14 protein-coding genes are annotated in these 12605 nt (G+C 67.7%); 3 read left to right on the forward strand and 11 right to left on the reverse strand.

The window, feature by feature from the left end; translation table 11 throughout:
• Nucleotides 1–122: 122 nt before the first annotated feature.
• From yegS to AC3DET_RS05705, 3 genes are all read right to left on the reverse strand, one after another.
• Nucleotides 123–1061: a lipid kinase YegS gene (yegS, locus tag AC3DET_RS05695; protein WP_488390975.1), complete on the reverse strand. Its 939-nt coding sequence runs from the start codon at nt 1059–1061 to the stop codon at nt 123–125.
• Between the two features lie 364 nt (nt 1062–1425).
• The gene (gene rpe, locus AC3DET_RS05700) at nt 1426–2100 is read right to left on the reverse strand and encodes a ribulose-phosphate 3-epimerase (protein ID WP_337730640.1); all 675 of its coding nucleotides are present in this window, start codon (nt 2098–2100) and stop codon (nt 1426–1428) included.
• Nucleotides 2101–2108: 8 nt separating this feature from the next.
• Nucleotides 2109–2438 (reverse strand): J domain-containing protein, encoded by a 330-nt coding sequence (locus AC3DET_RS05705; protein ID WP_142124091.1) that lies wholly within the window; start codon nt 2436–2438, stop codon nt 2109–2111.
• 198 nt (nt 2439–2636) lie between these two features.
• Between AC3DET_RS05705 and AC3DET_RS05710 the strand changes: the two genes are divergently transcribed.
• From AC3DET_RS05710 to AC3DET_RS05720, 3 genes are all read left to right on the forward strand, one after another.
• Nucleotides 2637–3563, forward strand: a complete 927-nt coding sequence (locus tag AC3DET_RS05710; protein ID WP_488390976.1) for a phosphoribosylaminoimidazolesuccinocarboxamide synthase — start codon at nt 2637–2639, stop codon at nt 3561–3563.
• Nucleotides 3564–3590: 27 nt separating this feature from the next.
• Nucleotides 3591–3992, forward strand: coding sequence for a DMT family transporter (locus AC3DET_RS05715; RefSeq protein ID WP_488390977.1), 402 nt, complete (start codon nt 3591–3593; stop codon nt 3990–3992).
• Between the two features lie 90 nt (nt 3993–4082).
• Entirely contained in the window at nt 4083–4562 is a 480-nt protein-coding gene (locus AC3DET_RS05720) for an Mpo1 family 2-hydroxy fatty acid dioxygenase (protein WP_337730643.1), read from the forward strand.
• An 81-nt stretch (nt 4563–4643) separates the two neighbouring features.
• On the opposite strand, the gene AC3DET_RS05725 is transcribed toward AC3DET_RS05720, so the two are convergent.
• The 8 genes from AC3DET_RS05725 to AC3DET_RS05760 all read right to left on the reverse strand — a co-directional run bounded on the left by AC3DET_RS05725 (nt 4644) and on the right by AC3DET_RS05760 (nt 12535).
• Nucleotides 4644–5507 carry an NAD-dependent epimerase/dehydratase family protein gene (locus tag AC3DET_RS05725; RefSeq protein ID WP_488390978.1) on the reverse strand — a complete coding sequence of 288 codons (864 nt, stop codon included), beginning with the start codon at nt 5505–5507 and terminating at the stop codon, nt 4644–4646.
• A 1-nt stretch (nt 5508) separates the two neighbouring features.
• A complete protein-coding gene (locus AC3DET_RS05730; protein WP_337730645.1) occupies nt 5509–5880 on the reverse strand; it encodes a Na+/H+ antiporter subunit G in 372 nt (123 codons plus the stop codon).
• Nucleotides 5877–6161: a K+/H+ antiporter subunit F gene (locus AC3DET_RS05735; protein ID WP_488390979.1), complete on the reverse strand. Its 285-nt coding sequence runs from the start codon at nt 6159–6161 to the stop codon at nt 5877–5879. The genes AC3DET_RS05730 and AC3DET_RS05735 overlap by 4 nt, the downstream gene beginning before the upstream one ends.
• Complete coding sequence (locus AC3DET_RS05740) at nt 6158–6658, reverse strand: Na+/H+ antiporter subunit E (RefSeq protein WP_488390980.1); 501 nt, start codon at nt 6656–6658, stop codon at nt 6158–6160. The genes AC3DET_RS05735 and AC3DET_RS05740 overlap by 4 nt, the downstream gene beginning before the upstream one ends.
• Nucleotides 6659–6660: 2 nt before the next feature.
• Nucleotides 6661–8226, reverse strand: coding sequence for a monovalent cation/H+ antiporter subunit D (locus AC3DET_RS05745; protein ID WP_488390981.1), 1566 nt, complete (start codon nt 8224–8226; stop codon nt 6661–6663).
• On the reverse strand, nt 8223–8645 hold the full coding sequence (locus AC3DET_RS05750) for a Na+/H+ antiporter subunit C (protein WP_337730649.1): 423 nt from the start codon (nt 8643–8645) through the stop codon (nt 8223–8225). Before AC3DET_RS05750 ends, AC3DET_RS05745 begins: the two co-directional genes overlap by 4 nt.
• 16 nt (nt 8646–8661) lie before the next feature.
• Nucleotides 8662–11493 carry a monovalent cation/H+ antiporter subunit A gene (locus AC3DET_RS05755; RefSeq protein ID WP_488390982.1) on the reverse strand — a complete coding sequence of 944 codons (2832 nt, stop codon included), beginning with the start codon at nt 11491–11493 and terminating at the stop codon, nt 8662–8664.
• Between the two features lie 91 nt (nt 11494–11584).
• Nucleotides 11585–12535 carry a calcium/sodium antiporter gene (locus AC3DET_RS05760; RefSeq protein ID WP_446537821.1) on the reverse strand — a complete coding sequence of 317 codons (951 nt, stop codon included), beginning with the start codon at nt 12533–12535 and terminating at the stop codon, nt 11585–11587.
• Nucleotides 12536–12605: the final 70 nt, after the last annotated feature.

Raw genomic sequence — 12605 nt, forward strand, 5'->3', positions numbered from 1 at the left:
GTGGCGGTATGGGCGACGGCTACGGGCCACCATCGCCAGCCAGGGCGTGCGGAATCTTTGGAAAGCGGGAGCGCGGGATGGGACACCGCCCTACTTTACCCGACGCGCGGACCCGCGGGCCACTATGCGGGTGGTTGCATGCGCAACGGACACTCCGCCGGCAGGTGCATGCGGACCCGGCCGGGCACGCATTCGATCCGGAACCGTCGCGAAAGGACGGGCTCGCCATCGAGATTGAGGGTCAGCGGCTGGTCGGCCTCCAGTTCGACCCACGGCAGCCGTGCGCGGGTCGCCACGCGGTCCAGCGCTGCGTGCTTCCCGTCCTTCAGCAGGGCGCCGACGGTCGAGGCGACTTCCCCCGACAGCTCGGGGACGATGGTCAGGTCCAGTGCGCCGTCATCGATCAGCGCATCGGGGCAGAGCGCTTGCCCGCCGCCTGCCTGTCGCCCGTTGCCGACACCAAGGGCGATGAAGTCGCCGCGCCAGTCGAAGTCCGGACCGTGCACGCGTGCGCGCACCGGCTCGATGCGACCCAGCCTGGCGATGCCGGTGATCAGGTAGGCCAGGCCGCCGAGCATTTTCTTGAGGCCTTCGTCGGTCTCCACGGTGACCTCGGTGCCGAAACCACCGCTGGCGAGATTGGCGCACCAGTGGTCGCCGTCTTCCGCTTCGATGCGCAGCAGGTCCATGGAAACCGGCCTGGCACCCTGCACGAGACGCAAGGCTTCCAGGGGCGCATCGGGAATGCCAGCGGCGGTGGCGAAATCATTGGCCGTCCCCAGCGGCACCAGACCCAGCGAGGGCAGCACTCCAGCCGTTTCATCGCGGCAGGCCAGCGCGGTGGACACTTCGCTCAGCGTGCCATCGCCGCCCGCAGCGATGACCGTGTCCACGCCATCGGCGATGGCCTCGCCGACGTAGCGTTCGGCGTCGCCGTCCTCCCAGGTCACCCGTACGTCCAGTGCCACGCCGTCCTCGCGCAGGACCTGCACGGCCTCGCGCAGATCTTCGTCGCCGGCGGATTTTCCGTTGAGGATCAGGCGCCAGCGGGGTGGGGGCATGGGGGTTCCTTGTAGGTCGCGCGAGAATAGCCGCTCATCTGTAGGAGCGATGTGAGTCGCGACCGCACGCTGTTGCGGCCAGCGCACCTGTCGACCCAAGAGCCCTGGAACTGATGATCTGCGGTCGCGACTCACGTCGCTCCTACAACAGCCCAGCCATCGTCATCTGCCCGTCACAGATCATGCGTAGCGTGGAAGGCCATAGCAGGGACGACGGGCGGAGGCAGGATCAGCCTCCAATTCTTCCAGGGCGGTGGCGCAGGCCATCGCCCTTTCTCGTGTGGGTAGAGCGGAGCTTGCTCCGCCCGGCACACCACAGAGGGCCGCGGGATGAGCCGGGCAAGCCCGGCTCTACGGCACACGATCAGCCGCGTGCTTCGGCCACGGCCTGGCGCATGCGGGCAATGACATCGGCATAATCCGGTGCATTGAAGATCGCCGAGCCGGCAACGAAGGCGTCCGCACCCGCCGCCGCGATCTGGCCGATGTTGTCGGCCTTCACGCCACCGTCGATCTCCAGGCGGATGTCCTTGCCGGTCTTGTCGATCATGGCGCGCACCGCACGCAGCTTGTCCAGCGCCGACGGGATGAAAGCCTGGCCGCCGAAGCCCGGGTTCACCGACATCAGCAGCACCAGGTCCAGTTCCGGCAGCACCCAGTCCAGCACCTCGACCGGCGTCCCCGGATTGAGCACCAGGCCCGCCTTGCAGCCCAGCGACTTGATCAGCTGGATCGTGCGGTGCACGTGCTTCGAGGCTTCGGGGTGGAAGCTGATGATGCTGGCGCCGGCTTCGGCGAAGTCGGGCACGATGCGGTCCACCGGCTCCACCATCAGGTGCACGTCGATCGGCGCGGTGACGCCATGCTTGCGCAGCGCGCTGCACACCATCGGGCCGATGGTCAGGTTGGGCACGTAATGGTTGTCCATCACGTCGAAGTGCACCCAGTCGGCGCCGGCCTTCAGTACGTTGTCGACTTCCTCGCCCAGGCGGGCGAAGTTCGCGGACAGGATGGACGGGGCGATGATGCAGTTCGACATGGAGGGGCTCACTTGCGCTTGCGCAGGGTCTTGATGCGGTCGTAGGCGGCGTTGATCTCGCCGGCCTTCTGTTCGGCCTGGCGGCGCAGATCTTCCGCGGCGCCGGCCATCTTGTCGGGGTGGTACTGGGAGATCAGCCGGCGGTAGGCCTGGTCGATCTCGGCATCGTCCGCGTCGCTGGTCAGGCCGAGCACGCGGTAGGGATTGTCGCGACTGAGCTTGAACCAGTCCTCGTCGAAGGCGTGGCCGATGATCAGGCCCACCAGGCCGCCCAACGGATGGCGCATCAGCAGCCAACCCGCCACGAATCCCAGCAGTTTTCCGTACCAGCGCTTCATTCGGCCCGCCTTCTCCGGCAATCGCGCCATTTTACGGCACACACGGCCCCCAAGCGCCGTACACTACGCGGCCCGGTCCGGTACCTGGCCCCGCAGCAGCGGGTGAAGGGCCACCCCGGGGCACGGGCGCACGGCCTGCCGCACGCCCCCACGACGCTGTACGCCTCGCTGGTTTCCGGAACTCCCCAAGGAGTGTTTGTGCCCACGACGTTGCTTCAATCCGATCTGCCCGGCCTCACCCTGCGCCATCGCGGCAAGGTCCGCGACGTGTTCGATCTGCCCCGCGACCGCCTGCCTGCCGATGCGCCCGCCGGCGACTGCCTGTTGATGGTCGCCACCGACCGCCTCTCCGCGTTCGACGTGGTGCTGCCCGACCCCATTCCCGGCAAGGGCGAGATGCTCTGCCAGATCTCCAACTTCTGGTTCGCCAAGACCGCGCACCTGATGCCGAACCACCTGACCGGCATCGACGTGGCCAACGTGCTGCCGGCCGGCGTGGATGCGGCGCTGTACGCCAAACGCGCGGTGGTGACCAAGAAACTCAAACCGGTGCCGGTGGAAGCCATCGCACGCGGCTACCTGATCGGCAGCGGCTGGAAGGATTACCAGCGCACCGGCAAGGTCAGCGGCATCGAACTGCCCGATGGCCTGCGCCAGGCCGAGAAGCTGGCCGAGCCGATCTTCACGCCGTCGACCAAGGCCGCCGTGGGCGACCATGACGAGAACATCGACTTCGACGCCATGGTGAAGACCGTGGGCGCGGAGCTGGCCGAGCGCGTGCGCGATGCCACCCTGCGCATCTACCGCTTCGCGGCCGATTTCGCGGCCGAGCGCGGCATCCTGCTGGCCGATACCAAGTTCGAATTCGGCACCGATGAAGACGGCCGCCTCTACATCATGGACGAGATGCTGACGCCGGACTCCTCGCGGTACTGGCCCGCCGACCAGTACTCGGTCGGCACCAGCCCGCCCAGCTACGACAAGCAGTTCGTGCGCGACTATCTGGAAACACTGGACTGGAACAAGACCGCGCCCGGCCCGTCGCTGCCGGCGGAGGTCATCGAGCGCACGCGTGCCAAGTACGCCGAGGCGCTGCAGAAGCTGGCCGGCATCATCGTCGACTGACCCGCTTCCCCGCCCTGCATCCAGGCGATGCAGGGCAAGCCGGGGTTCAGCGCCCCGTGCAGTAGGCTTGCCACCCGCTTCCCTGGGTGCACGCACATGAATGCCTACGTCTACCTCGCCCTCGCCATCGCCGCCGAGGTCATCGCCACCAGTGCACTGAAAGCCTCCGAAGGCTTTACCCGGCCCGGTCCCTCGCTGCTGGTCGCCGCGGGCTACGGCATCGCGTTCTACTTCCTGTCGCTGACGCTGAAGACCGTACCGGTCGGCGTGGCATACGCCATCTGGTCCGGCGCGGGCATCGTGCTGATCGCGTTGATTGGATGGGTGGTGCTGAAGCAGCCGCTGGACCTGCCCGCCGTGCTGGGCATGGGCCTGATCGTGGCCGGCGTGGCGGTGATCCAGCTGTTTTCGAAGGCCGCCGCGCACTGACCGCCCGGGACCTGACCATCGGCCCGGCAACCCCGGCCGGGCTGGGGTATGCTCCATACCCTGCCGCATTGCCATCCTCGGGAGGGATGAATGAACGCGACTGCGCAACGCCCGGTGGACCGCTGGTTCGCCAGCTACTCCGGCGATCACCAGAACGACACCAACCAGCTGATCCATGTCTTCGCCGTGCCCGCCATCCTGTGGACGGTGGTGGCGCTGCTGTGGTGCATCCCTGTATTCGGCACCTGGATCAAGTCCGGCGCGTGGGCCGCGTTGGCGATGTTCGGTGCGTGGATGTACTACTACAAACTCTCGCGCCCGCTGGGCTTCGGCATGCTGGCCATCTTCATCGCCATGGCCTGGCTGACGCGCTGGCTGGAAAGCCTGCTGGGCCTGCAGAACCTGTTCTTCCTCGCGCTGGGCGTGTTCGTGGTCGCGTGGATCGCGCAGTTCGTCGGCCACAAGATCGAAGGCAAGAAGCCCAGCTTCCTCACCGACCTCACCTACCTGCTGATCGGGCCGGTGTGGGTGCTCAGCAAGTTCTACCGGAAGATGGGCTGGAAATACTGAAGCGTCGCGCCGGGCTTGCCCGGCTGATGCCCAGGCGGGCACCTCAGCGACGTCTCCAGGGGCGGCGGAGCACGTTCCGCGCTACGACCCAACGGCACGCGCGTCCACGATGAAGGCACGCGGCGCGTAGCCGAAATCGCGCTGTGCCGGCGAGGCATCGAATACCAGGTCATCGCGCATGCGCGAGACCGCATCGTCGGTAAGTGCTCGCATCATTCCAGCCATGCGCGCCAGCGACAGCGCAACCTTGAACATCGGCACCGGCACTTCCCACAGTTTCGCCGGCGGACTCAGCGCCGCCAGCGTGCGCGCCATCATCTCGCGGTACGCCAGCGCCTCGCCCCCCGGCAAGGCATACGCCCGCCCATGCGTGGCAGAAGCATCCACGACCGCGAGCGCCGCAGCCGCGAGGTCGTCGACATGCACAGGCTGGCGCTTCCCGGTGGCGCCCCGCGGCAGCACGAAGAACCGCATGCGCCGCGCCATCGCCGCGATCCGTGCCAGCGTCTGGTCGCGGCCTGCACCGTAGACCAGGGTTGGACGCAGCATGGTCGCCGCCGCGCCGGTCGCTTCGGCCGTATCGAAGACGAGCCGTTCCGCCGCCTGCAGACGCGCGACGATGTCCCGCTCGTAGGCATCGCCCGAGGCCTGCTTCGTATCCAGGCTGGTGGAGCCGAACGCGACCACGCGCGGGGCTGCGACGAGGCCGCGTGCATACCATTGCGCGAATCCGTCCAGCGGGCCGGTGCTGAAGATCACGTCGACCGCCGCCGGCAATCCCTCGACGCCCGCGAATTCACCCGCCAACCAGCGGATGTTCGATGAAGCCTCCCTCGGCGTCCGTGATACCGCGAACACCTGCCACGCCGCGGCATCGAGGCGCGCCAGCAGTGCTTCGCCGATCTGCCCGCTGGCGCCGAAGACCAGGGCGGTGCGCACGGGCATGTCAGGCATCCGCGCCGGCGTCTTCATTGACCGCGTCGGTGGTGGACGGCGGTTCGCCACCCGGCATCGGCGGACGTTCCGCCATGTGCAGCGACAGCGCCGCTTTCGCCATCAGGTGCGCGCTGATCGGCGCAGTGATGAACAGGAACGCGGTGATGAGCAGTTCGCGCGGCTGCGGATCGGTGCCGCCCAGCGCGTGGTAGCCGACCGATGCGATCAGCACGCAGCCGACGCCCAGCGTGCTGGCCTTGGTCGGTCCATGCAGGCGCTTGAAGAAGTCCGACAGCTTTACCAGACTGAAGGAGCCCACGAGGATGAAGAAGCTTCCGACGGCCAGCAACAGCACCAGCAGGATGGCGAAGACCCAGCTCATTCGACGACATCCCGGCGCAGCACGTACTTGCTCAGCACCACGGTGCCGACGAAGCCGAGCATGGCGATGATCAGCGCGGCCTCGAAATAGACCGCAGTACCCAGGTGCATGCCGAACAGCATGAGCTGCGCGATCGCGCAGACATACAAGGTATCGAGCGCGAGTATGCGATCCGGCACGCTCGGGCCGCGCACCAGCCGGTATAGCGCCAGCAGCATGGCGACACCGACGGCATGCATCGAGCCGATCACCGCGTACATCACCAGTGCCTGCGGCGTCATGGGAATATCTCCATCAACGGCGCCTCGTAGCGCGTCTTGATCTGCCGGATCACCTCGTCGGCATCTTCGAGATTCAGCACATGCACCAGCAGATGTCGGCGATCATCCGACAGCGCCGACGATACCGTACCCGGCGTCAGCGTGATGATGCTCGTCAACGCCGCGATGCCGTGGATGTTGCCGATATCCAGGGGTACCCAGATGAAACCCGGGGTGATCTTGCGCTCCGGCCCCAGCACCTGCAGCGCCACGGTGACGTTGGCCTGCACGATATCCAGCAACAGCACCCCGAGCATACGCGGCACGCTGCGGAGGCGGCCGATGCGGGCGAACTCGCGGTCAAGCCGGGCCGCGAACGGCGGGATCAGCAGCGCCAGGACCAGCGCCATCACCACCTGTCCCACGCTGATCTCGTCGTTCATCAGCAGCCAGAAACAGAATACCGTCACGCTCAGCGGCAACGACGGCAACCAGCGCTTGCGCCACGTCGCGACCATGCTCAGGGCTCCCTCAAGACAGGTGTGGCGGCACGCACATGCTCGACATAGTCGGCCGGAGCCTGCAACTGCACCGCGGTGGCACGCGTGTACTCCAGCACCGGTGCGGCTGACAGCACCAGGGCCACGCCGTAAGCCAGCAGCAGCACGACGGCGGCCGTTTCCAGGGGCCGCGAGGGCGCATGCACCACCTCCTGTTCGGGCGTGTATGCCTCCAGCGTGTGGTGTCCGGCATCGGGCCAGGGTTCGACGCGCCAGAACAACCGCGTGCCCGCCCGTGCCAGTCCGACCAGCATCATGAAGCTGGTGCCCAGCACCAGCAGCCAGATCCAGAACGTCCGCGGCCCCGCCGGTACGGCGTCCAGCAGCAGCAGCTTGCCGATGAAGCCGGACAGCGGCGGAAGGCCCGCCAGCGACACCGCCGCCACCAGGAACAGCAGGCCCGGCACGGTCTTGTCCGGCAGCGCCGCGATCACGTCCTTGCGGTCGCTGGCGCGGCCGCGGCGACGGCGGATCAGGTCGGCCAGCAGGAACAGTGCGGCGCCCGCGAAACTGCTGTGCACCAGGTAGTAGAGACCGGCCCCTGTCGTACCGGTGGTGCCCAGCGAGAAGGCGACGAACAGTGTCGCCGCGGAACCCAGCACCAGATACGCCGCCAATGCGCGAAGACGCTGCGCTGCCAGCACGCCCAGCGACGCCAGCACCAGCGTGGTCGCCCCCAGCGCCAGCAGCGCGGGCCATGCGAACCCGTCCAGCGGCCCGGCTGCGCCGAAGCTCAGCGTGCCCAGCCGCAGCACTGCATAAAGCCCCACCTTGGTCATGATGGCGAACAGGCCGGCGACCGCGGCGGGCGCGTGCGTGTAGGTATCGGGCAGCCAGAAGTACATCGGCAACAGCGCTGCCTTCGCGCAGAACACCACGAACAGCAGTCCCGCCGCGGCCTGCACCAGCGCCAGGTCGCCTGGCGGCAACTGCGCGACGCGCACCGATATCTCGGCCATGTTCAACGAACCCAGCATGCCGTACAGCAGGCCGAGCGCGATCAGGAACAGCGTCGAGGCCGCGATGTTGAAGGTGACGTAGTGCAGGCCCGCGCGCATCCGTTCGCCGCGTCCGCCGCTGAGCATCAGGCCATAGGACGAGATCAACAGCACTTCGAAGAAGACGAACAGATTGAAGATGTCGCCGGTCAGGAACGCACCATTCAACCCCATCAACTGGAACTGGAAGAACGCATGGAAGTGGGGCGCGCGGCGGTCCCAGCCGGCACAGGCATGCAGCAGGCAGCCGGCGCCCAGCAGCAATCCGACCAGCAGCATCAGTGCCGACAGCCTGTCCACCATCAACACGATGCCCAGCCGCGCCGGCCAGTCGCCGAGCAGATAGACCGAGACGTCGCCGGACGCCGCCGAACCCACCAGCAGACACGCCACGACCAGCATCGCGGCGACCGACATCCATGCCACGATGCGCTGCGGCACCATGCCGAAGCGACGGTGCTCGAAGAACAGCGCGATCGAGGCGGCGAACAGCGGGATCAGGATCGGCAGCACGGGCAGATGGTTCATGCCTTGCCCCCGGCATCGTCCGCTTTCGCGGCGTCGCGTGCCTCTTCCAGACGGCGCAGTTCGCTGGCCAGGAAATCACGCTCCGCACGGGGGCCGTCCACGTGGTCGCTGTCGTTGTCGCCGCGACTGCGGATCGCCAACACCACGGTGACCGCCGTCATCGCGAACGCGATCACGATGGCAGTGAGTACCAGCGCCTGCGGCAGTGGGTCGGTGTAGTTCGCCAGGGTCGGGGCCACGCCGTCGCGCAGCACCGCGGGCTTGCCCGGGACCAACCGGCCACCGGCGAAGATCAGCAGGTTGGTCGCATACGACAGCAGCGTGAGTCCGAGGATCACGTCGAAGCTGCGCGCACGCAGCAGCAGGTACACGCCTGCGGCCGTCAGGATGCCGATCGCGCTTGCCAGGGCCAGCTCCATCAGAGTGCACCTCCCATCAGCGCAGCTCCCCGGTGCGGGTGGAGCGCTCACCCGGTTCCATCACGCCCAGGTGCGAGACGCGCGTGCGCGATGGGCGGATGGTGCCCATCATCGACAGGATCAGCATGGCGCCGCCGAACACCACCAGATACACGCCGGTATCGAAGCCGATGGCACTGGCCAACGGCACCGTGCCGACCAGCGGCAATTCCAGGTCGAGGTGCCCGCTGGTCAGGAAGGGCACGCCGAAGCCCATCGAAGCCACGCCACTGAGACCGGCGATGATCAGGCCCACGCCGATGCACCGCACGTAATCGAATCCGAACCGCGACTCGACCGATGCCGCACCCTGGATCACGTACTGCACCAGCAGCGGCACCGCCAGCACCAGACCGGCGATGAAGCCGCCACCCGGTGCGTTGTGCCCGCGCAGGAACAGGAACACGGACACGGTCAGGGTCAACGGGAACATGATCTGCGCCAGGTCGGCAGGCACCGGCAACTTGATCGGCGGACCCGACATGACCTTCTCCGGCGCCATCCGCGCGCGGCGCAGCAGGGCATGCACGATCAGCGCGGCGATACCGAACACGGTGATCTCGCCGAAGGTATCGAAGCCGCGGAAGTCCACCAGGATCACGTTCACCACGTTGCTGCCATAAGCCTCCGGCAGCGAGCGCGCCAGCAGTTCGCCACTGATCGTGTCGCCGGGCCGTGTCATCACCTGATAGGCCAGCAGGCCGGTACCCGTGCCCGCCACCAGAGCGACCACGATATCGCGCAGGCGTCGGCGCGGCGTGCGCTCCGGCGGCGAGCGCGGCGGCAGGTAGTGCAGCCCCAGCAGCAACAGGACCAGGCTGACCATTTCCACCATCAACTGGGTCAGGGCGAGATCGGGCGCGGACAGGAACACGAAGGCCAGGCTGACCATCAGGCCGGCGCCGCCCAGCACGATGACCGCCAGCAGGCGCTGCCGGTACAGTCGGATCGTCCAGACCGCACATGCCACCAGCACCAGCCACAACAGCCAGCCGAGCAGCGGCATGGGCTGTGAACCGCGCCACTGCAGCGGTGCCGCGTCGCCACCCAGGAACGGCGCCGCGCCCGCCGCGATGGCGGCCAGCAGCAGGAACAACAGGCTGCGCTGCAGGCTGCCGTTGGCGATCCGGTCGGTGAAGCGACCGGCCAGGCCATACAGGGCTTCCATGTTCCAGCGGAACACGCTGCGCCCCAGTGACCGCCGCACGATGGCGTGCAGGTCGAACAGGCGGCGCAGTCCGAAGTACAGGGCGACGCCGCCCGCGATGCCGGCCAGGCTCATCAGCAACGGCTTGTTGATGCCGTGCCAGACCGCCAGGCTGTACTCGGGCATCGCGTCGCCGAGGATGGCGCCGGCACCGGCGTGCAGCACGGGCGCGATGGTCCAGGCCGGGACCACGCCCACCGCCACGCACAGCACCACCAGCACCTCCACGGGGATCTTCATCCAGCGCGGCGGCTCGTGCGGGGTGACATCCAGCGCGCGCGGCCCTTCCCCGAAGAACGTCTCATAGACGAAGCGCAGGCTGTAGGCCACACCGAACACGCCATACAGCAGCGCCGCCACGGTGATGATGTCGCGCATGGCGCGATGGCCGCCGATGTCCAGCGCTTCGGCGAAGAACATCTCCTTGGACAGGAATCCGTTGAGCAACGGGATGCCCGCCATGGCCAGCGAGGCGATGATCGCCAAGGCACTGGTCCACGGCAGGTAGCGCCGCAGGTTGCCCAGCCGGCGCATGTCGCGCGTGCCGGTTTCGTGATCGATGATGCCCGCCGCCATGAACAGCGAGGCCTTGAACGTGGCGTGGTTGAGGATGTGGAACACGCCGGCCACCACGGCCATCGGCGTGGAGATGCCGAACAGCAGCGTGATCAGGCCGAGGTGCGAAATCGTGGAGTACGCCAGCAGGCCCTTCAGATCGTGCTGGAAGATGGCGTACCACGCGCCGATCAGCAGCGTCAGCGCACCGACGGTGGTCACCACGTAGAAGAACAGGTCGGTGCCGGCGAGCGCCGGATGCAGGCGCGCCAGCAGGAACACACCGGCCTTCACCATCGTCGCCGAATGCAGGTAGGCCGACACCGGCGTGGGCGCCGCCATCGCGTGCGGCAGCCAGAAATGCAGGGGGAACTGCGCGCTCTTGGTGAAAACGCCGGCCAGGACCAGCGCCAGCGCCCACGGATAGAGCCCGCTGGCGCGGATCAGGTCACCCGAGGCGAGCACCACGTCCAGGTCGTGGCTGCCGACGATGCGCCCGATCAGCAGCACGCCGCCGAGCAGCGCGAGTCCGCCGGCGCCGGTGATCGCCAGCGCCATGCGCGCGCCTTCGCGCGCATCCTGGCGATGCGACCAGAACCCGATCAGCAGGAACGAACTGATGCTGGTCAGCTCCCAGAACACCACCAGCAGCAGCAGATTGCCTGCCAGCACCACCCCCAGCATCGAGCCCATGAACAGCAGCAGGCACGCGAAGAAGCGCGGCGCGCTGTCCTTCGCGCTGAGGTAGTAGTGCGCGTACATCACCACCAGCGCACCGATCGCCAGCACCAGGCCCGCGAACATCCACGCCAGCCCGTCCAGCCGCAGGGTGAAGGACAGGCCGATCTGCGGGATCCACGCGTAGTCGGCACGCACGTTCCAACCCTGCAGCACGCTCGGCGTCATCCACGCCAGCAGCACCAGGCCCAGCAGCGGCGCCAGCCCGGCCAACCACGCCGTCGCGCCGCGCGAAAGGCCGCGCGCCAGCGCCACCACCAGCGCCAGCACGAAGGGCAGCGCCAGCAGGATTTCGAGGAAAGGGATCATCAACCGCCTTGCGTTGCAGGGAATGCGTCATTCGCGAGCAATCGCCCGAGTTTAACAAACCCGTTCACGTCTGCCTGAGCCGGCGTTCAGATCAGGCGAGCAGCGCAACCTCCAGCACGACCCAGCCCACGAATGCGGCGAGCAGCAGTCCGCCCTCCACGCGGCTGATGCGCAGGTCCCCGCGCAACATCGGGTACAGCACCAGCACGAACGCGATGGCCGCCGGCAGTTCGAGCCGCACGAACGACGCCGGCAGCGCCATCGGACGGAACGCCGCCATGCCGCCGACCACGACCAGAAGATTGAACAGGCTGGAGCCGATGACGTGGCCGGCCACCATGTCGCCCTGCCCGCGCCTGGCGGCCATCACGGCGGCGGCAATTTCCGGCAGCGCCGTGCCGATCGCCACGGGCAGCAGGCCCGTCAGCAACGGCGAAAGACCCCACTGCGCACCGATCATCGGCGCTCCCTGCAGCACGAAGCGGGCCCCGTAATACAGCAGCGCGGCGGCCACCGCGAAACGCAGCAGATTCATCCACAGCACGGTGTGCGTGACGGAGAACGTCTCCACATCGATACGCACCCGCGCATCCTCGCGCGATGCACGCGCCAGCAGGAACGCCAGTACGGCGACGAAGCCCAGCAGCAACACCAGGCCCTCCACCCGGCTGACCACACCATCCAGGCCGAACACGATCAGCGCCAGCGAGGCCAGCCCCAGCAGCACCAGCAGCGACGAGAGCACGCGCATCCGGATCACGACCGGCGCGACCAGCGCCGCCATGCCCAGCGTCAGGCCCAGGTTGACGATGTTGCTGCCCACCGCGTTGCCGAGCGCGAGTTCCTGCGCACCTGCCCACACGGCGCGCGCATTGACGGCCAGCTCCGGCAGCGACGTGCCGAACGCTATCAGCAGCAGGCCGGCGACGAAGGGGGACGCGCCGAAGCGCTGCGCCAGGCCCGAAGCGCCCTTGACGATCGAGTCGCCGCCGAGCGCCAGCAACACCAGGCCCAGCGCGAAGTATCCCCAGGCTTCCATCATCGCCGTCCCCTTCCCGTATGGTGTCCGGCGATTCTATGCCTGCGCGCGACGGCAGGGCCAGCGACGGCCT

Source organism: Pseudoxanthomonas sp. 97-1-1 (genome assembly GCF_057773125.1).